Genomic DNA, 21,579 nt, shown 5'->3' on the forward strand with positions numbered 1-21,579 from the left:
ACGACATATGAAGATACCCCCACGCCCACCGCGCCCGTGCATCGGGGGTGGGTGCGAGCGCCCATACTAGGCTTCGAGCGGCCCTGGCGCAGCTGGGACTCTACCCGGTTTTCCCCTCGAAGTGCCTGCACGCGCCGCCGCGACACGCGAGGATGGGACCCACCGGGCGGCACACTCGAGCAGGGGACGGCATGCGGAAACGACCGACGGCGATCTTCGTCCTGGGTGCCCTCTTGGCCCTGGTCAGCGCCTGCGGCCAGGCGAAGGCGGGCACCGCGTTGCCGAAGGGCGACGACGCGGCCGACTACGTCGGCGCCAAGTTCGAACAGGTGATCGGCAAGCTCGGCCGGAGCATCACCGACACGCGCGACGTCACCAACTCGCTGGACGCGTACTTCAAGTTCGACGACAAGTGGATCCACAGCGTCGTCACCTCGGCCCGCACCGGCAGCCCGGAGAGCCGGGTGGTGCGGCACCGCTCCCTGAAGAACCCCGACGAGATCATCGACACGTACACCCCGGCCGACGGCGCGGTCGAGTACACCTACCTCGGCCCGGTCTACGTGCAGGCGGGCGTCTCGCCGACGGCGTGGGTGTCGATGCCGAAGCCGGAGGCCGGGCTGGTCCAGCCGTGCGTGTGGGGCGGGGTGCTGACGCCGTGCCGGATGGCCGACTCGACGGTCGACGCCTACCAGGCCGACAAGCGCGCGGTCCGCGGGGCGAAGAGCATGGGCGACGGAAAGACCGCGCTGACGGTCAACGTGCCGTTCGGGGTCTTCGTCAAGAACAAGGTCGAGATCCTGCCGCAGAGCATCGTCGACCAGGTGGGGCCGGAGCTGAAGAAGGCGGCGGTGCCGACCACGATCACGCTGAACCCGGACGGCAGCCTGGTCTCGTTCGTGATGGAGGCCAAGTTCGCCGGCGACGGCCACCAGCTCGAGCTCAAGTACGACTTCCGGTTCACCGGCAAGGCGAGCCTGCAGGACATGCCGAAGCTGCCGGACGCGTCGCAGATCACGGTGCTGCCCGACCGGGCGGCGATGAACGAGTTCTACCGCCGGCTCGGCGAGGCGCAGGGCAGCTGACGCGTGACCACGACCCGAGGTGATCTCCGATGACCCAGCCGCCCGACCCGCAGCAGCCGCAGTGGTGGCAGCCGCCGTCGAACCCGCCGGGCGCCCCGCCGGGCTGGCAGCCCGAGCAGCAGGCGACCGGCCCGCACGCCGGCCAGTGGCAGCAGCAGGCCGACCCGGGCTCGGGTTCCTACACGGGCCCGTGGAACCAGGGGGCGAGCGGGTCGTTCTCGGGGCCTTGGCAGCCGCAGCCGTCGTCGCCGTCCTCGCCGTCTTCGCCGCCCAGTGGTGGCTGGCCGGCCGCTCCGGGACAGCAGCAGTACGGCGGCGGGTTCCAGCCGGCCCAGTACGGCGGGCTAGGCGCGTTCCAGGCCGAGCCGGAGAAGAAGCCGAAGTCGACGAAGCCGTGGCTGATCGCGGGGGCGGCGGTACTGGTGGTGGTGCTCGGCGGCGGAGCGGCGTGGCTGCTGGGCGCGTTCCGCGGCGACGTCCTGGACCGGCAGTCCCTTCAGGACGGTGTGGTGAAGGTCCTGAACGAGAACTACGGCGAGCCGGACGTGAAGGACGCCCAGTGCCCGGCGAACGAAGCGGCCGAGAACGGCACGACGTTCGACTGCACGGTGAAGATCGGCGGCCAGGACAAGAAGGTGACGGTCCGGGTGCTCAACGACCGCCCGGAGTACGAGGTCGGCGCCCCACACTGAGTGCGCCCGGCCTGGGCCACGAGTCTCGGCGCCGATCACGCCGGTTTCCGGTGCTGCGCGCGAGTTCTGGCTCCGCCACGCCGGTTCTGGCCTCGCTCACGCGACTTCCGGATCACCGCACCAGTTCCGGCCCCGGCCACGCTAGTTCCGGCTCCGCCACGCCCGTTCCGGCCCCCGCACCGGTTCCAGCCCGCGGCCACGCCAGTTCCGGCTCCACCACGTGGGTCCCGGCAACGACCACCCACGTTCCGGATCACCGCACCAGTTCCGGCCCCCGGATCACACCAGTTCTGGTTACACCGCGCCGGTCCCGGGGCGACCACGCGGGTTCTGACCACACCGGGCCGGTCCGGGCCCGCTCACGCGAGGTCCGGGTTCCGCACCGGTTCCCGCCCCACCACGCCGGTTCCGGCGGCGGGGCCGCCAATTTCCTTCCCGTGCAACAGAAAACGGCGGGCCCCGCACCGGAGTGCGGGCCCGCCGTGGTTTCCGGGGTCACCCGATCAGAACAGGCCCTCGACGGCCTTGTCCGTGCTCTGGTAGCCGTCGGCGATCTGCGGCAGGGCGGCGGCGATCTGCGCCAGAACCTGCTTCAGGTCCTCGAACTTCTGGTCCCAGGTGCGCTGGGCCTGGTCGTACTGCTCCTTCGCGGCACCGGTCCAGGTGGTGACCAGCGGGCGGAGGTCGTCCTTCAGGCGGTCGAAGGCCTGCTGCAGCTCGTTGCCGGTGCTGTTGCAGTCCTCGGCGGCCGCGTGGATGGTGGCGTAATTGACGACAATGCCGGCGCCATCGGGCATGATGTGCTCCTTCTGTGCTGCGAAAGTTTTGGTCGGGAAAAAGAAAGTCGGGGAACGGTGCTCAGCCGAGGGCCTCGAAGCCCTTGTTCAGGGCCGCGATCGTCTCCTGCTGCTGCTGCTCGGAACGCTCGTACTTCGAACCGGCCTCGCGGAGCAGGTCCGCGATGCGCTGCAGGGCCTGGTTCATCTGGCGGGCGTCGTCGTCGAAGCGCTGCATGACGTGGTCGAACGCCTTCTGGGCCTCACCCTGCCAGCCGGCGCGGGTGGCCTCGATGCGGTCGCGCAGCGTCGCGAGGTTGCCGTCCATGCTGGTGCGGACCTCGGTCACGCGACCCTCGGCCTCGGTGAACTGCTGCGGTGTTCCCTGGAATCCAGCCATGCTGGAACCCCCTTCGTAAGAGTGGCCGGCCGTACCGGGTTCGTTCGTTGTACGGCCCTACGACGCAGACATTGCCATGACCGGTTCCCCCTTGTCGTGGTTTGCCCCCAAGTAGTTGCTTGAGTGAACGCCCGCCGCGGGAACCGGTCGCCGCACGTATTCCGCGGGGCCACCCGAGCGGCGATGCGCCACCCGAAAACGCGTTCTCCACCAGCGGAGTTAGCACACGCACAGCGATCTCCGGCCGATGGTCAGCCGTCGCGTTTCATGATTCGCATCTGGGAAAAGTCTTCGTCTTGGTCACCCGTCCGAGGGGCACGAACGGGAGGTTGCGAACGCGAAGGAACCTCGGGGACGCTCAGCCCGCGGGCCCGGCGGAACCGTTCGGCGGCCGCGCGCAACGTGCCGGGCGTCGGATCACCCGGCTTCTCGCCACGGCCGCCGCGTTTCAGGAGCTCCGCGTTCTCGCTGTGGTGACGCTGGTTCCGCGCCTTGGCGTTCCCGGCGACGCGGCGGGCGTGCGTCACCGCGTCCTGGCCGATCCGCCGGAAGGACGCCGCGGCGCTTTCGAACTCTTCGGACGGCACCGCGTGCCCTCCTCTCTCAGTTGACGATGTCGACCGTGCGCACGGCCTGCGTGCAGGCCGCGGTGACCCGGTCGCGCAGCTGCGCCGTGGCGTACTGGCAGCCGACGTGGACCCGGATCCGCCCCTTCGCCACGACGTACCAGTCGACCTGGAGGTCGGGCCGGTCCGGCTTGCTCTCGTGGTAGCCGATCACGGTCCGGCCGGCGTAGGACAGGCTCGGGTTGACCGCGCTCCAGCGCTCGGGTTGCTCCTTCGCGCTGCGCTCCAGCTCGTCGACGAGCTTCTGCGGGTCGGCGGTCGCGTCGTAGTCCATCACGTACTCCTGCGCGACCAGCAGGTCGTTGCCGTCGCGGGACTCCTGCGGGTGGATGACCACCTGCCGGTCGGCGACCCGGTCGTCGGTCTGGACCCAGTCTTCGGGCGCGACGAACTTGAAGTCGTACTGCGAGAGCGTCCGGCCCGTCTCCGCCTGGGTGCCGGAGCGGTTGAACACCAGCACCCCGCCGACGACGAGCGCGGCCACGACGACCACCGCGACCGCGATGACACCCCAGAGCTTCCGGCGGCTCTTCGCGGCCGGTTCCGGGGCGGGCCGGACCGCGGGCGGCGAGGCGGGCTGCCCGGCCGGCGGCGTCCACGGACGGGCCGCCGGCTGGCCGTGGGGCGGTGAAGGCGGCGGTGCCGGGCGGTTCGCGTTCGGCGGCGGGCCGAACGACCCGGGCGGCGGCGTCCGCGGCGGGCTGGGGCGCGGAGCGACGTCACCGGGGCGGACGACCTCCGTGCGCTGGGCCGCCGGGCTGAGCGTGCCGCCCGGGACCGCGCCCAGCCGGGCCATCGCCTCGCCGGGCAGCGCCCCGGTGCGGTCCGGGTCCACCAGGACCGCCCGCAGCGCGCCGCGCGCGACGACCGTCTCGGGCTGGTCGAGGCTCGTCGGCACGACGCCGGTGCGTTCGTGCACCAGCCGGGAGATCATCGGGATCCGGCTCGACCCGCCGACCAGGAAGATGGCCGTGAGCTGCTTCGGCCGCAGGCCCGCGTCGGAGATCGCCGCGACGGTCAGCTCCACCGCGCGGCCCAGCGGGGCCGCGATCAGCCGTTCGAGGTCCTCGCGGGTGACGTGGGCGTCGGCGAACGGCGGCGGCATCGGCACGTCCGTGTAGGCGTGCCGCGACAACGTCTCCTTCGCGCCCCGCACGTCCTGGCGCAGCACCCGGCGACGGCGCCGGTCCACCAGCTCGCGCCCTTCGACCAGCTGCCGCCACGCGTCCGGGTCGGCCGCGGACACCAGCGAGCCGACGTGCTCCAGCAGCGCCTGGTCGATGTCCGCGCCGCCGAACGCCGGGTCGCCGCGGGTGGCGAGCACCTGGAAGCCGCCGCGCTGCGGGCGGCCGGCCCGGTCCCGCGCGGTCTCCGGCGGCAGCCGCCGCACCACGCTGACGTCGACCGTGCCGCCACCGAGGTCCAGCACGGCCAGCGCGTCGCCGGGACGGCCGCTGAACTCGACCGTGCGGTCGTTCGTCACGTCCTGCGGCGCGAACGTCGCCGCGTGGTACACCGCCGCCGCGACCGGCTCCGGTACCAGCGCGACCTCGCGCGCCAGCCCGCCGGCCGCCTGCCGCAGCAGCCGGGTGCGGATCGCGCCCCAGTCCGCCGGGTGGGTCAGCACCAGCAGGTCGACCTCGGCGTCGCCGGCCAGGCGGCGTGCCTCGGCGACCGCCCGCGCCAGCACGGCGTGCACGACGTCGGTGACCCGCAGGACGTTCTCCCCGAGCAGCAGCTCGCCTTCGTCGATGCGCCGCTTCGGGTTCGGCTCGTACCGCGACGGGTCGACGGCCGCCTGCCGCTCGGCCTCCTGGCCGACGAACAGCGTGCCGTCCGCCGCCACGTACACCGCCGAGGACATCAGCGGCTGGCCGTCGATCACCACGACCTGCGGGTCGCGCCCGTTCACCGAGGCGACGACGCAGGTGCTCGATGTCCCGAAGTCCACCGCTACCCGGACCGTCACCAGCAGCTCCCGCAGTATTCGTCGCGATCCCCCGCACCCAGCCGAGCACGTCGGCGGGGCGCACTCCCGGGGAGGAACCTACCCTCCGCCGCGGCACGCCCCGCCGACGCGTTCAGTCGGGCTGGATCCACGAGACCTGGATGAGCTGCTTGCCGAACTTGCGGGTGAGCATGTTGCCCCGGCCCGGCGGCATCGCGGACGGCTTGATGTTGCCGACCAGCGCGCCCTCGTCGCGCGAGCCGTTCATGACCATGCCCGGTGCCGCGATCTCCTTGAGCTTGCCGATGATCGGGTCGTACATGGCCTTGCTCGCGCCACCGGTGCGCCGGACGACGACCAGGTGCAGGCCGACGTCCTTGGCCTGGGGCAGGAAGTCCGACAGCTTCCGCAGCGGGTTGTTCGTCGAGGTGGCGACCAGGTCGTAGTCGTCGACCAGGATGAACAGCTCCGGGCCCTTCCACCAGGACCGCGTCTTCAGCTGCTCCTGCGTGACGTCCGGGCCGGGCAGGCGCCGGGTCATCGAGTTGAAGACGTCGCTGACCATGCTCTCCAGCTGCGCGGCCGAAACCGCGTACCCGAGCAGCGAGTCGCCCTGGATGAAGCCGAGCATCGTGCGCCGGTAGTCGACCAGCAGGATCAGCGCTTCCTTGGCCGTGTAGCGCTCCGAGATGCCCCGGGCGATCTGCCGCAGCAGGTTCGTCTTCCCCGACTCGCCGTCGGCGAAGGCGTAGAAGTGCGGCTCGGCGTTGAAGTCGAGGTAGATCGGCTGCAGGTCCTCCTCGTTGACGCCGATCGGGATCAGCTTGGAGTCGCGGTGGCTGTCGAGCTTGAGCACCTCTTCGTAGGTGATCAGCTCCGGCAGCAGGCGGACCTGCGGCGCGACCCGGCCGCGCCACGCGCCCCGGATCTTCGCCACCGCGTCGGCGACGCCGGCCGCGATGGTCTCCGGGTCGCTGGACCCGTCGATCCGCGGCAGGCCGCCGAGCATGTGCAGCTTCTCCCGCGTCAGGCCACGGCCCGGCCGCCCCGCCGGGACGTTGACCGCGACGCGGCGGTCGATGTCCGACTCGGTCGGGTCACCGAGCCGCAGCTCGAACCGGGTGCCCAGCATGTCCTTGATCGCCGGGCGGATGTCGGCCCACCGGTTCGCCGCGATGATCACGTGCACGCCGTAGGACAGACCCTGCGTGGCGAGCCGGGTGATCGTCGTCTCCAGCTCCTCGAAGTCGTCGCGCAGCGCCCGCCAGTTGTCCACGACCAGGAACGCGTCGCCGAACGGGTCCTGCTCCGGCCGGATCTCGCCGCGGCGCTTGCGGTTGCGGAACTCGGTCATCGAGTCGATGCCCATCGCCCCGAACCGGCCTTCCCGCTCGGTGAGCAGGGTCGTCAGCTCGGCCACGATCCGGCGGGCCTTGTCCGGCTCGCGCCGGGCGACCGCGACGCCACCCACGTGCGGCAGGTCGGCCAGACCCGCCAGGGTGCCGCCACCGAGGTCGAGGCAGTAGAACTGCGCCTCTTCCGGGGTGTGGGTCAGCGCCATCGACATGATCAGCGTCCGCAGCATCGTCGACTTGCCCGACTGCGGCCCGCCGACGATCACGCCGTGGCCCGCCGCGCCGGAGAAGTCGGCCCACAGCGGGTCGCGCCGCTGCTCGTACGGCCGGTCGATGATGCCCAGCGGCACCTGCAGCCGCCCGTTGCCGAAGAAGCCGACCGGGGACAGGCCGCGGTCGTCGGTCGGGTTGAGGTTCGGCAGCAGCGTGTCGAGCGAGTTCGGGTCCTTCAGCGGCGGCAGCCACACCTCGTGCGCCGGCGGGCCCTGGCCCACCAGCCGCGAGACGATGACGTCCAGCTCGCTGGGCTCGACCGCCTCCTCGGACTGCGGCTGCTGGGCCACCGGCGCCTCGATCTGCTGCGGCTCCGGCTCCTTCGGCAGCTCGACGAAGTCCGGAACGAACAGCTGCGGCCGCTTGTCCGCGCGCACCACGGTCGCCGCCGGGCCCGCCGCCTTGATGCCGGCCGGCCGGTACGGGCCCGAGACGTAGGCCGCCTTGAACCGCACCAGCGTCGAGGTGTCGTACTTGAGGTAGCCACCACCGGGCACCGACGGCAGCTCGAACGCGTCCGGCACGCCGATCGCCGCACGGGACTCCGCCGCCGAGAACGTCTTGAGGCCGATCCGGTACGACAGGTGCGAGTCCAGCCCGCGCAGCTTGCCTTCCTCCAGGCGCTGGGACGCGAGCAGCATGTGCATCTGCAGCGACCGGCCCAGCCGGCCGATCGCGACGAACAGGTCGATGAAGTCCGGCTTCGCGCTCAGCAGCTCGGAAAACTCGTCACAGACGATGAACAACGCGGGCAGCGGGTCGAGGTCGGCGCCGTTCTCGCGGGCCTTCTCGTACTCCCAGACGTTCTTGAAGTTGCCGCCGTTCTTCAGCGCCTCCTGGCGCCGGTTCATCTCGCCGGCCAGCGCGTCCTTCATGCGGTCGACCAGCGTGACCTCGTCCGCGAGGTTCGTGATGACCGCCGAGACGTGCGGGGCCTTGTCCAGGCCAAGGAACGTCGCGCCACCCTTGAAGTCGACGAGGACGAAGTTGAGCGTGCTCGACGAATGCGTCGCCAGCAGGCCCAGCACCAGGGTGCGCAGGAACTCCGACTTGCCGGAACCGGTCGCGCCGATGCAGAGGCCGTGCGGGCCCATGCCTTCGGCAGCCGCTTCCTTGATGTCCAGCTCGACCGGCTGGCCGTACTCGCCGACGCCGAACGGCACGCGGTAGCGGTCGCGGATCGGGCGGGGCCGCCACGCCTGCTGGACGTCGAAGGTCATCGGGTCGCCCGGGATGCCGAGCAGCTCCAGCAGTGACGGGTTGGACAGCAGCGGCTCCTCGTCGCCGACGTCCTGCCCGCCCGCGCCACCGACGCGGTACGGCGAGATCAGCCGGGCCAGCGACTCCGTCTCGACCACGCTCAGCGTGTCCGGCCTGCCGAACCACTCGACACCGCCGGCGCTGCGCGCGCCCAGCCGCTCGGCCTCCACGACCAGCCGCAGGCCGCGGCGGGCGGCGAGGTTGCCGATGGAGTCGGACAGGTCGATCAGCGTGACGCCGACGAGCCCCTCTTCGAGGATGATCTGCTCTTCGCGGGTGACCTCGGCGTCGTCGATCACGATCACGACGTGCGGCTGGTCCGGCGCCGGCGTGGCGTTGCGGGAGAACCGCTGGCGGTCACGCAGCTCCTCGTCGAGCCAGTTCTCGATCTGGGCCAGCGAACCGGCCATCATCCGCATCTGGCCGATGCCGTCCGACAACGTCGGGTGCTGGACGTGCGGCAGCCACTTCGCCCACTCCCACTCCTCCTTCGCCCGGCCCGCCGTGGCGACCGCGATCAGCACGTCGTCGGGGCTGTGGAAGGTGACCAGCTGGGCCAGCATCGCGCGGGTGAGGCCGCGGGTGAGCGCGCGGTCGCCCTGCATGCTCACCGCGGCGAACCCGCGCAGGGTGATCTGGGTCGGCAGGTCCGGCACGATCGAGTGCGCGCGCACGAACCGGCGCAGCGCGAGGGTGGCGATCGGCTCCAGCTCGTCGACGGGCCCGGTCTGCGGCGGGACCAGCCGCGTGGCGAGGCGGTGCGAGCTGCGCCCGACGCGCAGGTGCAGGAAGTCCTGGTCGTTCTGGCGGCGTTCCCACATCCGGCGGCTGGCGGCCAGCGACCAGAGGGACTGGGGGTCGGGGTGGACCCATTCCAGGGCGGCTCGCTGGTCGACCATGGCTTCGCGGGCGCGGTCGCGCATCTGGCCCAGGTAACGCAGGTAGTCCTTGCGGTCCTCGTCCATCTCGGCGCGCTTGGCACCGCCGCCCTTGCCGCCGCCACCGGCCATCATCCCGAGCGTCCCGACGACCATCATGCCGCCCATGGCCATCATCATCGGGTTCCGGTTGCTGGCCTGGAACATGAAGACCATCATCCCGAGCGACGCGACGATCATGACGACCGGAAGCGCCTTCATGACGATGTTGCCGGGGATGACGCGGGGCACCTCGGGCGGCGGCTCGAGGTGCACCTCACCACCCGGCGGGCGCGGTGCCGCCAGCCGCGGCGACTTCTTGAACTGCAGCGTGCTCATCGAAGGACCCCTCATTCAAACTCGACGATGGCGGCCACCGCGTGGTGCGCAAGGTGCGCGCAACAACCTATCGAACGCCGCGGGCGAATTCCGGCGGATGCCGGAACCCCTCGCTGGCGATGCCCCGCCCTCGTCCGGCGAGTGTACGGCCCGGCACCGACAGTAATCCGCGTTTCCGGGCGCCGACCTGCGGATGACGGTGAATTTCGGACGTTCCCTGATGACGGCGCCGTGGTTCGGTATAAGTTCCCCCGGGAGCAGTATCGACCGAGCGGGGGCAGTTGGAGTGGCTACGGGCACGACAGTTTTCAGCAGGGTGACGGTCGTCGCGCCCTCGACGCGCATCGACGTGGCCCTGCCCGCCGACGTCGCGGTGGCCGACCTCCTGCCGATGCTGCTGGACATGGCCAAGGAGACCTCGCCCGACGGCGGCGCCCGCCACGGCGGCTGGGCGCTGGCCAAGCTCGGCGACGCCCCGCTCGACCCGAGCCGCACGCTCGCCTCGCTCGGCGTCGTCGACGGTGAGCTGCTGCAGCTGCGCAAGCGCAACGAGAACCCGCCGCCGCCGCTGTACGACGACGTCGTCGACGCGATCGCCGAATCGACCCCGGACAGCTTCCGCCCCTGGACCAAGGAAACCGCGAACCGCTTCGGGCACATCGCGGGCGGACTGGCGCTCGTCGCCGCCGCGATCGCGTTGTTCATGAGCGGCTCGCTCTACGGCGGCAGCGCGCTCGGCGCGGCCATCGCCGGGGGCATCGGCGCGATCGCCTGCGTCGCGGTCGGCGCGACGCTCGCCAAGGCCTACCAAGCGGAAGCGACCGGGGTGCTGATCGCCGCGGCGGGTGGCCTGCCACTCGCCTTCGTGAGCGGGTTCTACATCGTCCCCGGCCTGTCCATGCGGGCGAACCTGCTGCTCGGCGCGGTCCTCGTGATCATCGTCGCCTCGGTCTGCATCATGGTGATCGGCGCCGGCATCACGACGTTCATCGCGGCCGCGACCGCGGGCACCTTCGGCGCGCTGGCCTTCCTGTTCGGCACGCTCGTCGCGCACCCGGCGGCCGGCATCGCGGCCGGCACGGTCGCGGTCGCCCTCGCCTGCATCTCGATCCTGCCGCGCGCCACCATCTGGCTCGCGAAGCTCCCGCTGCCGCACGTGCCCAGCAACGCCGAGGAGCTGAAGGAAGACTCCGGTTTCCCGGACTACCGGGCGATCGAGCGCCGCACGGCGGTGGCGCACAACTACATGACCGGCCTGATGGTCGGCTGCGGCGCCACGGTCGCGCTGTCCGCGATCATCGCCGCCACCGCGCCCGGCGCGTTCGGGATCATCCTCGGCGTCGTCGCGACGCTCGTGCTGCTGCTTCGCGCCCGCGCGTACGCGAACGGCGCCCAGGCGATCGCCCTGCTCACCACGGGCCTGGTCGCGGCGACCGGGATCGCGGTCGGCTGGCTGGTCTCGGCGAACGCGCAGAACCGCCTGCTCTACGTCTTCGGCGTGCTGATCCTGCTGGCGGCGGGCGCGCTCGTGGTCGGCGTGATCTTCCCGAACCAGCGGTTCTCGCCGCCGCTGCGGCGGACCGTGGAGATCATCGAGGCGATCTGCATCGCCGCCGTGCTGCCGCTCGCCCTGGGTGTGATGGACCTGTACACCACCCTGCGGCACCTGAACTTCAAGTGAACCGGATCGGGTGAATCTCGGATGGCAGCGACCCGGCGTTTCGGCGCCACCCGGCGAACCACGACCGCTCTGCTGGCCGGCACGGTCGGCCTGTTGACGCCGTTGGCGATGACCCTGCCGGGCTGGGCCCAGGGGGCGCCGTCCGACGGTTACTTCGCCACCCCGCCCCCGGTCGACATGAGCAAGCTGATCCCGGACTCCCGGCAGCCGGACAAGAAGTACAAGCAGCAGAAGGGCTGCGTCCAGCGCAGCACGCTCGGCCAGAACATCGTGCTGAAGAACCGGCCGTGGGGCCAGGACTACCTGCAGATCTCGAAGGCACAGGAGATCGTCAAGGCGGCCACGGGCAGCGCCGGGGCCAACGTCCGGGTGGCGGTCGTCGACACCGGCGTCACGCAGCACCCGTGGTTCCAGAACCGCGTCAAGTCCGGCGGCGAGTACGTCGCGAAGCCGAACGGGAAACCCGACGGCCTGGAGGACTGCGACGGCCACGGCACCGAGGTCGCCGGCATCATCGCGGCCAAGCCGGACAACGCGGAGGTCGGGTTCGTCGGCGTCGCCCCGGACGCCACGATCTTGTCCTACCGGCAGCTGAGCGAGAACTACGAACCGGACAACACGCCTTCGTCGCCGCCGCCCTCGAGCAGCGGGACGCCGTCGTCGGGCACCAACCCGCCGTCCGGGTCGGAGTCCGCCCTGCCGCCGAGCACGCAGGGCGGTGGCGGCGGTTCCGGCGAGAGCGACGGGACGTCCCCCGGGCAGTCGAACGGCGGGCGCCAGCTGGAAAAGGCCGGCACGGCGGGCACGCTGAAGACGCTGGCCGAGATCATCCACGGCATCGCCGAGCGGCACGAGGCCGACATCATCAACATGTCGGTCGACAACTGCCGCCCCGCCGACGGACGCATCACCGAAGGCGAGCAGCAGGTCCAGGCCGCCGTCCATTTCGCCGCGTCGCAGGGCATCGTGATCATCGCGGCCGCGGGCAACGCGACGGACACGTGCCCGCAGAACGACCAGCCGGACGCGCGGAAGCCGAAGACGATCGTGACTCCGCCGTGGTTCGCCGACGACGTCCTGTCGGTGGGCGCGATCGACGAAACCGGCAGTGTGGCCCCGTTCAGCGTGCACGGGCCCTGGGTCGGCGTCGCGGCGCCCGGAACGAAGATCATCTCGCTCGACCCGGCCGAAGGCTCGGACGGACTGGCGAACCTGACGTTCGAAAACGGCGACAAGGCCAGCGAAATCCAGGGCACGAGCTTCGCGGCGCCGTACGTTTCGGGCCTCGCGGCGTTGGTCAAGGCCAAGTACTCGAAGCTGGACGCGAAGGGCATCATCAACCGCATCAAGGAGACGGCTCAGCACCCAGCGGCACCGGGCGGCCGTGACAACTACGTCGGTTACGGCGTCATCGACCCGGTCGCCGCGCTGACCCAGAGCCTGCCGTCCGAGGTGGGGAACCAGGCGCCGATCCCGGCCCCGCAACAGGCCCAGCTCCCGCCCGCGAACCCGAACGACTCCACACCGATGATCGTGGCGCTGGCCGGCACCGGCGGTGGCCTGGTGGCGTTGCTGATCACCCTGTTCGTGATGCGCACCATCCGGCGCAACCGCCCGGCCGAAACCGGGCCCACCCGCCGCTGACCGCCTCCGGCGTCACCGCGCGGGCGGCGCCGGAGGTTGTTTCTGCGGGTTTTCTTCCTCGCCGATCACCGGCGGCGCCACCATTCCCGGCTCCCCCAGCAACTCCGACGGCTTCGTCACCGGACGCGTCTTCGCGGGACGCCGTCCCTGACCGCCGCCCATGCCGAACGCCCCGAAGCCCATCATCGGCATCATCGGGACGCCCGACGCGCCGTGATTCGCCGAGCCGTCCGGCGCGGGCGGCTGGGCCGTGGTGTCCGCGGGTTGCCCGTCCGCCGGCGTGCCCGACCCGGTGTGCCGTCCCTCCGCGGGATCCGCTGCCGAGGACGGCGTCATCACTTCGTCGGCCGCGCCCGCTTCGTTCAGTGCCGTGTCGTGGAGCTTGAACCGCTCCTGCGGGTAGCGGTGGCGGATCTCGATGCTCCGCGAAGCCGCGTCCGGGTCGTCGACGCCGTCACACAGCCGGTCGAACGCCTCCATGACGTCGCGCGCGGTCTCGTACAACGCCTTCGCCGCGTCCTGCGTCTCCTGCAGCTGCGCGCGGGCCCGCTTCGTGCCGCCGCTCGGCAGCAGCATCGTCTCCGAGAGCAGCTCGGCCGCGTCCACCAGGACCTCTACCAGGTCGACGACCACGTGACGCAGCGTCGTCACCAGCTCGTCGAGCGCGCCGGCGAGGGTGGTGAGCGCCTCCTGGAGGTCGCCGCCCGCGGCCCCGATTTCCCGCATGTACGCGACGAACGAGTCCGCGTCGCGGCCCTCCCAGCCCGCGTCGAGCCGGCCGAGCTGGTCCTCCAGCCGGGCCGAGACGCCGGCCGCCGCGGCGGCCGCCTGCCGGAGCCGGTCGGCCTCGGCGCCGAGGTCTGCCCAGCGGCCGATCAGCGGCCGGAAGTACGTCTCGACGGGGTCGGGCACGCCGAGCCGGCCCGCGAGCTCGGTCAGGTAACCGAGGTACGGCTCCGCCGCCGCAGTGATGTCCTCGCCCGCGGTAGTGGCCGCCGGATGCGGGATGGACTCGGTCGAGCTCTCGGCCATCATCCGTCGAGCCTCCCGGCGCGCTTGATCAGCTCCGCGGCCTCCGCGTCCTGGCCGCCGTGCCGCACCGTCACCTGCCGCAGCGCCTCCGCCGCCGAGCGCAGGGCCTCGGCGCCGTCCGTCAGCTGGCGCCGCAACGCGCCCGCGGCCCGGCCGTACGACTCACCGAGCCCGATCTGGGCCCCCAGCGCGCCGTAGGACTCCGCGGAAACCCCTTCGCCGCCTACGTCGGCCGCCGCCGCGTCCAGGTCGTCCGCGGCCTCCTCCGCCGTCTTGGCGTACTCGGCGACGACGGCGCCGTCCATTCTCAAGCCGGCCACGGCACCTCCGCTCACCCAGGACTGTCCGAGCGTGTGACGCCCGTGGCCGGCCGATGGTTCCGGTCAGCTGCCCGCCGGCTGCGCCGCGGTCGGGAACGTGCCCGCGTTCGGGTCGATCGGCACCGAGTCGAACTGCTTCAGCACGTCCTGCGTGTTCAGCGACGCCCCGGTCGGCAGCAGGCCGATGATCGACTCGGGCGCGGGCTGCCGGTTGTTCAGGCCGATCGCGTCCGCCGTCGCCGCGTCCGGGACGCTGTAGCGCACCCCGCGGTCGGAGATCAGCTGGATCGCGCCCTTGCCGAAGCTGGCCTTCCCGGTCGCCGACTGCACGACCGCGCCGAAGCCCGGCTGCATGTAGAAGCCCGTGATCGGCACGCGGTTCGGGCCCGGGGTTGTGACCTTGATCGTGGCGAACTTGGGTCCGTGGCTGTTCTGGCCCGGCAGCTGGGTGTCGACGTACACCGACGTGTGGCCGTCGCGGTTGTCGCCGTCGCCGACCACCGACCAGCCGAGGCAGGCGACCGCGGAGTTCTTCGTCGCGTCGAGGACCGTCGGCACCGAACGCGGGAAGTCGTCGACCTGGATGTAGTCCGGGTCTCCGGGCCGCAGCACGCGGACGCCGGACAGCTTGTCGAGGCCGAGCGTCCGCAGCTTGCTCGCGCTGCCGTGCTTCGCGACGCGCATGACGTCGGCGACCGCCTGCGACACCTGCTGGATGCCGGTGGTGGTGATGGCCCAGTACTGCGCCTGCTCGCCCGTGGGCTGCGTGGCGAAGACGTCACCCGCGGCCAGCCCGTCCAGATCGGCCGGGGCCGCGCCGTCCGGGATCTGCGGCGGCGTCAGGCGCGGCACCTCGGGAATCGCGTTCAGCAGGCCCTGCGTGATCTTCCGCGGCTTCTGGTTCAGCAGCTGCAACGCGGTCGAAACCGCGTTGTGCGAGTCGCTCGTGTCGATCTCGGCGCGGACGGTGTTGGCGTTCGGGCGGTTCTGCGTGCTCGGCAGGCGGTAGATCAGGTACGTCTTGCCGTTGTCGGCCGCCGCCAGCAACGCCTCCTTCTCCCCGAGCTCGGTGCCGAGACCGCTCGGCGCGACACCGCCGAAAACGTAGGTGTTCGTCTTGCCCGTGTCGGGATTCGGCAGCGACGGGTCGAGCTGAACCTGGTCGCACACCGCCCAATTGGGGGAAATCCGCTGGGAGTCCGTCGGAATCAGCTGCGGGCCGTCCGGAATACCGGTCAGCTTTCCGCGCGGAATGTCCTTCAGTTGTTCGTCGGAAACGACCGTGGGATTCTTCACACTCGCCGGGCTGGCCGGCGCCGGAGCGGGCGCCGCCGTCGCCCCGCCGGTGCCGCCCGCGCTCGACTGCTTCTGCTGAGCCAGCAGCAGAAGCCGCGCCGAAGCGAGGTTGAACGTCGGGACGAGCGTCTTCGGGTTCCCCATCACGACGTAGACCGTGCCGGACTGCTCACCGATCACGATGTTGCCGGAATCCGGCACCGACGGCGCCGGGCTGAGCAGCCCCCAGACGACGAAGACGATCATGCCCAGCGCGCCCAGCACCACACCGACGATCGTGGCGCGCGTGTGCGTGCGCATCGGGTCGTGCAGCATCACGGCGTCACGCCGCACCAGCGCCGACTGCATGCGCCGTAGGACGAACTGATACGCCTGGACCTGAGACTTAGTCGTGGGTGTTGATGGCATTCTCGACCTACAGCTCTCCCCGTCGCGGTACGGTTCCGCAGGATAGCCGTACGGGGACCGTCTGGTGTGGGGTTTCTACCAACTCCGGCTAGGGTCGGACACCCCGGGACCCGGCTTCCGGGTACGCAAGCACGAGGGGAAGAGAACGCGCGGATGTCCGTCAGCACGCCTCCACGTCCGCCTGGCCCGCCCGGGCCGCCGCCACCCGGCCGCCCGCCGGGCCCGCCGCCGCGGCCGGGCAGACCGGGCGGCGTTCCCGGCGGACCCGGTGGCGTTCCCGGTGGACCCGGTGGCGTTCCCGGTGGACCCGGTGGTGTGCCGGGTGGACCCGGTGTTGCTCCCGGCGGACCCGGTGGTGTGCCGGGTGGACCTGGCGGCCCCGGTGGCGTGCCCGGTGGACCTGGCGTGCCCCCGCGTGGGCCTGGCGGTCCTGGTCCGGGCGGGCCTGGCGGCCCCGGCCCTGGCGGTCCCGGCCCCGGCGTGCCCAGTGGGCCTGGTGGCCCGAGTGGACCCGGCGGCCCCGGTGGTCCCGGCGGGCCTGGTGGTCCCGGCGGGCCTGGTGGACCTGGCGGCCCCGGACCTGGCGGCCCAAGTGGCCCCGGCGGCCCCGGCCCCGGTGGACCTGGCGGCCCTGGCGGAGGCGGCCCCGGACCTGGCGGCTCCGGCCCGGGCGGTCCCGGTGGACCTGGCGGTCCCGGCGGCGGTGGTGGTCCTGGCGGCCCCGGCGGCGGCCAAGGCGGACCGGGCGGTCCCGGTGGTGGTGGTCCCGGCGGGGGCGGGCCTGGTGGACCTGGCGGTCCCGGCCCCGGCGGACCGGGTGGTTCGCCGGGCTCCGACGACAGCGGCCCCGCCGCCGGGTCCGGTGCGGTGCGGATGGCGCCGCCCGCGCGGCGGCGTTCCTCCGGTGTCAACCTCGGCCCGCTGCCCGTGGCGAACCTCGTCGTGCTCGAGGTCGGCCTGGCCGTCGGGCTCGTGCTGCTCGCCATCGACATGTCGCTCAAGTGGGTCGGTGTCGGCGTTCTCGGCCTGGCCCTGCTCGTCGCGGTGCTGCGCTGGCGTGGCCGCTGGTTCACCCAGTGGGTCGGGCTGACGCTGCGGTACTCGTTCCGTTCACACGATCGGGTGGCGAACCCGCTGCCGCCGAGCACCGTCGAGGAGCTCGCCGCCGAAGAGACCACCGTGACCGGGCCGGAAGACGCGCGCGTCAACCTTCTCCGCATCGCCGTGCCGGACCTCGTGGTCGCGCACGGCGTCGACCACGAACGCCAGCAGGTCGGGATCGCGTGGAACGACGGCACCTGGACGGCTGTGCTGCTCGTCGAGCCGACGCCGGCGCTGATCACCCAGGCCGGTGGCGCGCCCAGCCTGCCGCTGTCCGCGCTCGCGCCCTGCCTCGAGGACCGCGGCGTGGTCCTCGACTCGATCCAGATGATCTGGCACTGCTACCCCGGCAGCGCCGCCCTGCCCGCGGACTCGCCCGCGCTGAGCTCCTACATGGAGGTCCTCGGGCCGCTGCCCGCGGCGGCGCGGCGGACGACGTGGGTCGCGATCCGGCTCGACCCGAAACGCTGCCCGGCCGCGATCCGCGAGCGCGGCGGCGGTGTCGTCGGCGCCCACCGCGCGCTCATCGGCGCGCTTTCGCGGGTGCGCAACGCGCTGGAGTCCCAGGGCGTGCCGACGCGGCCGCTCGACCCGGACGAGCTGCTGCGGGCGAGCATTTCGGCCGCGGAGCTCACCTCCGTCGCCGGCTCCCCGAACAAGGTGACGTTGCAGGAGCGCTGGTCCGGCGTGACCGCGGCCGGCATCGGGCACGCCAGCTACGCGATCACCGGCTGGCCGAAGGGCAAGATCACCGGCAGCCTGAACGCGCTGACGAGCGTCCGCGCCCTCTCGGCGACGCTCGCGATGTCGATCTCCCCGGCGGCCGACGAGGGCAAGATCGGGCTGCGCGGCGTCGTCCGGCTGAGCGCGCGGAACCCGCGTGAGCTCGACGCCGCCGACCAGCGGCTGAAGGGGCTGTCCGAGCGGCTGGGCGTCGACCTGACGCCGCTGCGCGGGCTGCAGGTCTCCGCGTTCGCGGCGACGCTGCCGATCGGAGGTACGGCATGACTTCCCGCGTCCGTGACGCCGGGCAGAACACCGGCGTGGCGCCGGAGTTCACCGTGGACCCCGCGATGCTCGACGCGATCAGCCCCTCTGGCGACCGCGGCGGCATCGTGCTCGGCTCGGGCCTGAAGGGCGAGCCGCTGACGATCTCGGCGCTGCGCTCGGCCCCGACGCGCATCGTGCTGGTGGGCGGGCTGTACCTGGCCCGCCAGGTGGCCATGCGCGCGATGGCCGTCGGGGCGTGGGTCGTCGTCGCGACCGGCCGCCCGACCGAGTGGCAGGTGCTGTCCCGCGCCGCCGGCAGCCGCGACGGCCGCCCGTCGCCTCTGGTGCAGATCCGCCGGCTCTCGCCGGTCGAGCTGCCGCGGCCGTCGGAGGACGCGCCGCTGCTGGTCGTCACCGACGGCGGCCCGACCCCGCAGGACCTGTTCCCGCCCCGCTCGCCGTGGCAGACGACGGTCTACGTGCTCCCCTACCTGCACCCGCAGGCGGGCGCGACGGCGAACGCGGCCGACCTCGTGCTGATGCAGCGGCTCCCGGCCGGCCAGGCCGAGCTGGCGGCCCGTATCTGGCGCCTGCCGCCCCAGATGATGCGCCAGCTGACGACGTTGAAGGACGACCAGGTCGTCGCACTGGGCCGCAACCTCTGGCGCCCGCTGCGCCTGGTCACCACCGCCAAGGAACAGCAGCTCCTGGGCCCGGTCCGCCGCGGCGACTGACCTGCCCGCGGCAGTGAGTGAGAAACAGGGTCAGCACACTGTTTCTCACTCACGAGCGGCCGGGGAAGTGCGGACGTTGCGGGTTTGCTCGGCGCGAGCGGCCAGCTCGGCGTCCGGCGGGTAGTCCACGCCCAGCAGCGTGAGGCCGTGGGCCGGGGCCACCGCGCTGTCGCGGATGCCGCTCGCCAGCACCTTCGCCGGCCACGCGTCGCTGCGGCGGCCGTCGCCCACCAGGAGCAGCACGCCCACCAGGCTGCGGACCATCGAGTGGCAGAACGCGTCCGCCGACACCCGCACCTCCAGCAGGTGCTCGTCCACCCGCTCCCACTCCAGCCGCTGCAGCTCACGGATCGTCGTGCCCGTGTCACGCTGCTTGCAGTACGCGGCGAAGTCGTGCAGCCCCAGCAGTTCCTCGGCCGCCGCGTTCATCGCGTCCGTCGACAGTGGACGGTTCCACGCCAGGGTGTCGTGGCGGCGCAACGGGTCGACACCCCACGGCGCGTCCGACACCCGATAGCGGTAGTGACGGCGGATCGCCGAGAACCGGGCGTCGAAGCCCGCCGGCGCGACCCGGGCGCCCAGCACGCGGACGTCGCCCGGCAAGAGGCGGTTCCAGCGGCCCGTCATGCGCGTCAGATCCGGGATGCCTTCCGGGGAAACGGGAATCCGGCCGGAAGGGGAAGCCAGCGGCACGACGTCGACGTGCACGACCTGCCCGGTCGCGTGCACTCCGGCGTCCGTGCGGCCCGCCACGACCGCGGACTTGGCCACCGAGGCTCCCGGCGGCTGCCGGTGCAACGCCTCCTCCAGCACGCCCTGGACCGTGCGACGGCCCGGCTGGCGGGCCCACCCCGAGAAGTCCGTGCCGTCGTAGGAGACGTCCAGGCGCAGACGAACGAGCCCGCCCTCCCCGGTGGGGGTGGCGGGCTCGTCCGGTGTCGAATCGGCCGTCAGGACTCAGTCCTTCTTGGCGTCCGCGTCGGTTTCCTCCGAAGCCGGAGCTTCGGTGGTCTCCTCGGCCTTGGCCTCCTCGGCGGCCGGGGCCTCTTCGGCGGCCGGCGCCTCGGTGGTCTCCTCCGCAGCGGGAGCGGCGGCCTTCGGCTCGTCCTTGGCGAACTTCGTCTTCCGAGCGCGCTCGGCTTCCGACGTCACCGTCTTCTCGGCCACCAGCTCGATGACGGCCATGGGCGCGTTGTCACCCTTGCGCGGCATCGTCTTGGTGATCCGGGTGTAGCCACCCGCGCGCTCCGCGAAGTGCGGGCCGATCTCGGCGAACAGCTTGTGCACGACGTCCTTGTCACGGACGACCTTCTGCACCTGACGACGGTTGTGCAGGTCGCCCCGCTTCGCCTTCGTGATCAGCTTCTCGGCCAGCGGACGGACCCGCTTCGCCTTCGCCTCGGTCGTCGTGATCTTGCCGTGCTCGAACAGCTGCGTGGCCAAGTTGGCCAGGATCAGCCGCTCGTGCGCGGACGACCCGCCGAGCCGGGCTCCCTTGGTAGGGGTGGGCATTGGTTCTCCTAGTTCAGCTCACAGCGTCCAGGCACAGGGCCTCAGAGCTGCTCGGTCTCTGCGTAGTCCTGGCCATCGTCGTGGCCGTCCGAAATCCCGTCGGCAATGCCGCCCACACCCTCGGACCAGCCTTCACCGTCGTAGCTGGCGGCAGCCGCGGTCGGGTCGAACCCGGGCGGGCTGTCCTTCAGCGCGAGGCCGAGGCCGACGAGCTTCAGCTTGACCTCGTCGATCGACTTGGCGCCGAAGTTGCGGATGTCGAGCAGGTCCGCCTCGCTGCGCGAGACCAGCTCGCCCACCGTGTGGATGCCCTCGCGCTTGAGGCAGTTGTACGACCGGACGGTGAGGTCCAGGTCCTCGATCGGCATCGCGTAGGCGGCGATGGTGTCCGCCTCCTGCGGCGACGGGCCGATCTCGATGCCCTCGGCGTCGACGTTCAGCTCGCGGGCGAGACCGAACAGCTCCACCAGCGTCTTGCCGGCCGACGCGACGGCGTCGCGCGGCGTGATCGACGGCTTGGTCTCGACGTCCAGGATCAGCTTGTCGAAGTCGGTGCGCTGCTCGACACGGGTGGCCTCGACCTTGTAGGTCACCTTGAGCACCGGCGAGTAGATCGAGTCGACCGGGATCCGGCCGATCTCCGCGCCCGCCTGCTTGTTCTGCAGGGCCGGAACGTACCCGCGGCCGCGCTCGACGACGAGCTCGATCTCGAGCTTGCCCTTGCCGTTCAGCGACGCGATGTGCAGATCCGGGTTGTGCACGGTGACACCCGCCGGCGGCACGATGTCGGCCGCCGTGACCTCACCCGGGCCCTGCTTGCGCAGGTACATGGTGACCGGCTCGTCCTCTTCCGAGGACACCACGAGCTCCTTGAGGTTCAGGATGATGTCGGTGACGTCTTCCTTCACCCCGGGAACGGTGGTGAACTCGTGCAGCACGCCGTCGATGCGGATGCTCGTCACGGCCGCGCCGGGGATGGACGACAGCAGCGTACGACGCAGCGAGTTGCCGAGCGTGTAACCGAAGCCGGGCTCCAGCGGTTCGATGGTGAACCGGGAGCGGGTCTCGTTGACCGTCTCTTCGCCGAGAGCCGGCCGCTGGGAAATCAGCATTCCTTGTTTTCCTTTCCAGACGGCGCCCGCCATATGACGCCGAAGGGATGGCGAGGCGGCGGCGCACTGGGGGCGCCG

The 21,579-nt window shown here is 71.8% G+C and carries 17 protein-coding genes; 6 read left to right on the forward strand and 11 right to left on the reverse strand.

The genetic code is table 11. The features are described 5' to 3' along the window. Window positions 1-191 precede the first annotated feature (191 nt). Both BT341_RS02555 and BT341_RS02560 read left to right on the forward strand, forming a co-directional pair. Window positions 192-1,085: a hypothetical protein gene (locus tag BT341_RS02555; protein WP_072474733.1), complete on the forward strand. Its 894-nt coding sequence runs from the start codon at window positions 192-194 to the stop codon at window positions 1,083-1,085. A gap of 29 nt (window positions 1,086-1,114) precedes the next feature. Then, entirely contained in the window at window positions 1,115-1,777 is a 663-nt protein-coding gene (locus BT341_RS02560) for a DUF4333 domain-containing protein (RefSeq protein WP_072474734.1), read from the forward strand. A 503-nt stretch (window positions 1,778-2,280) separates the two neighbouring features. Here the strand turns inward: BT341_RS02560 and BT341_RS02565 are convergent. The 5 genes from BT341_RS02565 to eccCa all read right to left on the reverse strand — a co-directional run bounded on the left by BT341_RS02565 (window position 2,281) and on the right by eccCa (window position 9,671). Beyond that, window positions 2,281-2,574 carry a WXG100 family type VII secretion target gene (locus tag BT341_RS02565; protein WP_072474735.1) on the reverse strand — a complete coding sequence of 98 codons (294 nt, stop codon included), beginning with the start codon at window positions 2,572-2,574 and terminating at the stop codon, window positions 2,281-2,283. Between the two features lie 61 nt (window positions 2,575-2,635). Further along, window positions 2,636-2,953, reverse strand: a complete 318-nt coding sequence (locus BT341_RS02570) for a WXG100 family type VII secretion target (RefSeq protein ID WP_072474736.1) — start codon at window positions 2,951-2,953, stop codon at window positions 2,636-2,638. A 251-nt stretch (window positions 2,954-3,204) separates the two neighbouring features. Next, a complete protein-coding gene (locus BT341_RS02575; RefSeq protein WP_072474737.1) occupies window positions 3,205-3,540 on the reverse strand; it encodes a hypothetical protein in 336 nt (111 codons plus the stop codon). Between the two features lie 16 nt (window positions 3,541-3,556). After that, window positions 3,557-5,548, reverse strand: coding sequence for a type VII secretion-associated protein (locus BT341_RS02580; RefSeq protein WP_072474738.1), 1,992 nt, complete (start codon window positions 5,546-5,548; stop codon window positions 3,557-3,559). A gap of 112 nt (window positions 5,549-5,660) precedes the next feature. Beyond that, a complete protein-coding gene (gene eccCa, locus BT341_RS02585; protein WP_072474739.1) occupies window positions 5,661-9,671 on the reverse strand; it encodes a type VII secretion protein EccCa in 4,011 nt (1,336 codons plus the stop codon). A 316-nt stretch (window positions 9,672-9,987) separates the two neighbouring features. On the opposite strand from eccCa, the gene eccD reads away from it, so the two are divergent. Then, window positions 9,988-11,352 (forward strand): type VII secretion integral membrane protein EccD, encoded by a 1,365-nt coding sequence (gene eccD, locus BT341_RS02590; RefSeq protein WP_084742725.1) that lies wholly within the window; start codon window positions 9,988-9,990, stop codon window positions 11,350-11,352. Between the two features lie 21 nt (window positions 11,353-11,373). Next, window positions 11,374-12,996: a type VII secretion-associated serine protease mycosin gene (locus BT341_RS02595; protein ID WP_072474741.1), complete on the forward strand. Its 1,623-nt coding sequence runs from the start codon at window positions 11,374-11,376 to the stop codon at window positions 12,994-12,996. Window positions 12,997-13,008: 12 nt separating this feature from the next. On the opposite strand, the gene BT341_RS02600 is transcribed toward BT341_RS02595, so the two are convergent. The 3 genes from BT341_RS02600 to eccB form a co-directional block, all read right to left on the reverse strand. Then, window positions 13,009-14,031 (reverse strand): WXG100 family type VII secretion target, encoded by a 1,023-nt coding sequence (locus BT341_RS02600; RefSeq protein WP_072474742.1) that lies wholly within the window; start codon window positions 14,029-14,031, stop codon window positions 13,009-13,011. Further along, window positions 14,028-14,348 carry a hypothetical protein gene (locus BT341_RS02605; RefSeq protein WP_245804869.1) on the reverse strand — a complete coding sequence of 107 codons (321 nt, stop codon included), beginning with the start codon at window positions 14,346-14,348 and terminating at the stop codon, window positions 14,028-14,030. The genes BT341_RS02600 and BT341_RS02605 overlap by 4 nt, the downstream gene beginning before the upstream one ends. A gap of 63 nt (window positions 14,349-14,411) precedes the next feature. Next, window positions 14,412-16,052, reverse strand: a complete 1,641-nt coding sequence (gene eccB / locus BT341_RS02610; RefSeq protein ID WP_072474744.1) for a type VII secretion protein EccB — start codon at window positions 16,050-16,052, stop codon at window positions 14,412-14,414. A gap of 873 nt (window positions 16,053-16,925) precedes the next feature. Between eccB and eccE the strand changes: the two genes are divergently transcribed. Continuing rightward, window positions 16,926-18,161, forward strand: coding sequence for a type VII secretion protein EccE (gene eccE, locus BT341_RS02620; RefSeq protein ID WP_072474745.1), 1,236 nt, complete (start codon window positions 16,926-16,928; stop codon window positions 18,159-18,161). Beyond that, the gene (locus BT341_RS02625) at window positions 18,158-18,877 is read left to right on the forward strand and encodes a hypothetical protein (protein ID WP_072474746.1); all 720 of its coding nucleotides are present in this window, start codon (window positions 18,158-18,160) and stop codon (window positions 18,875-18,877) included. The genes eccE and BT341_RS02625 overlap by 4 nt, the downstream gene beginning before the upstream one ends. Window positions 18,878-18,922: 45 nt before the next feature. Here the strand turns inward: BT341_RS02625 and truA are convergent, their stop codons facing one another. The 3 genes from truA to BT341_RS02640 all read right to left on the reverse strand — a co-directional run bounded on the left by truA (window position 18,923) and on the right by BT341_RS02640 (window position 21,501). Beyond that, window positions 18,923-19,762, reverse strand: coding sequence for a tRNA pseudouridine(38-40) synthase TruA (gene truA / locus BT341_RS02630; RefSeq protein WP_143168462.1), 840 nt, complete (start codon window positions 19,760-19,762; stop codon window positions 18,923-18,925). Window positions 19,763-19,834: 72 nt separating this feature from the next. Further along, window positions 19,835-20,389, reverse strand: a complete 555-nt coding sequence (rplQ, locus tag BT341_RS02635; RefSeq protein ID WP_072474748.1) for a 50S ribosomal protein L17 — start codon at window positions 20,387-20,389, stop codon at window positions 19,835-19,837. Window positions 20,390-20,430: 41 nt separating this feature from the next. Beyond that, entirely contained in the window at window positions 20,431-21,501 is a 1,071-nt protein-coding gene (locus tag BT341_RS02640) for a DNA-directed RNA polymerase subunit alpha (protein ID WP_004558887.1), read from the reverse strand. Window positions 21,502-21,579 lie beyond the last annotated feature (78 nt).

It is taken from the genome of Amycolatopsis australiensis, from assembly GCF_900119165.1.
Classification (GTDB): domain Bacteria; phylum Actinomycetota; class Actinomycetes; order Mycobacteriales; family Pseudonocardiaceae; genus Amycolatopsis; species Amycolatopsis australiensis.

What these genes read in the sequence shown, in the direction of transcription:
- BT341_RS02555 (WP_072474733.1), top strand. Translation starts at nt 192, where the DNA reads ATGCGGAAACGACCGACGGCGATCTTCGTCCTGGGTGCCCTCTTGGCC.
- BT341_RS02560 (WP_072474734.1), top strand. Translation starts at nt 1,115, where the DNA reads ATGACCCAGCCGCCCGACCCGCAGCAGCCGCAGTGGTGGCAGCCGCCG.
- BT341_RS02565 (WP_072474735.1), bottom strand. Translation starts at nt 2,574, where the DNA reads ATGCCCGATGGCGCCGGCATTGTCGTCAATTACGCCACCATCCACGCG.
- BT341_RS02570 (WP_072474736.1), bottom strand. Translation starts at nt 2,953, where the DNA reads ATGGCTGGATTCCAGGGAACACCGCAGCAGTTCACCGAGGCCGAGGGT.
- eccCa (WP_072474739.1), bottom strand. Translation starts at nt 9,671, where the DNA reads ATGAGCACGCTGCAGTTCAAGAAGTCGCCGCGGCTGGCGGCACCGCGC.
- BT341_RS02595 (WP_072474741.1), top strand. Translation starts at nt 11,374, where the DNA reads ATGGCAGCGACCCGGCGTTTCGGCGCCACCCGGCGAACCACGACCGCT.
- BT341_RS02600 (WP_072474742.1), bottom strand. Translation starts at nt 14,031, where the DNA reads ATGATGGCCGAGAGCTCGACCGAGTCCATCCCGCATCCGGCGGCCACT.
- eccB (WP_072474744.1), bottom strand. Translation starts at nt 16,052, where the DNA reads ATGCCATCAACACCCACGACTAAGTCTCAGGTCCAGGCGTATCAGTTC.
- eccE (WP_072474745.1), top strand. Translation starts at nt 16,926, where the DNA reads ATGGCGCCGCCCGCGCGGCGGCGTTCCTCCGGTGTCAACCTCGGCCCG.
- BT341_RS02625 (WP_072474746.1), top strand. Translation starts at nt 18,158, where the DNA reads ATGACTTCCCGCGTCCGTGACGCCGGGCAGAACACCGGCGTGGCGCCG.
- rplQ (WP_072474748.1), bottom strand. Translation starts at nt 20,389, where the DNA reads ATGCCCACCCCTACCAAGGGAGCCCGGCTCGGCGGGTCGTCCGCGCAC.
- BT341_RS02640 (WP_004558887.1), bottom strand. Translation starts at nt 21,501, where the DNA reads ATGCTGATTTCCCAGCGGCCGGCTCTCGGCGAAGAGACGGTCAACGAG.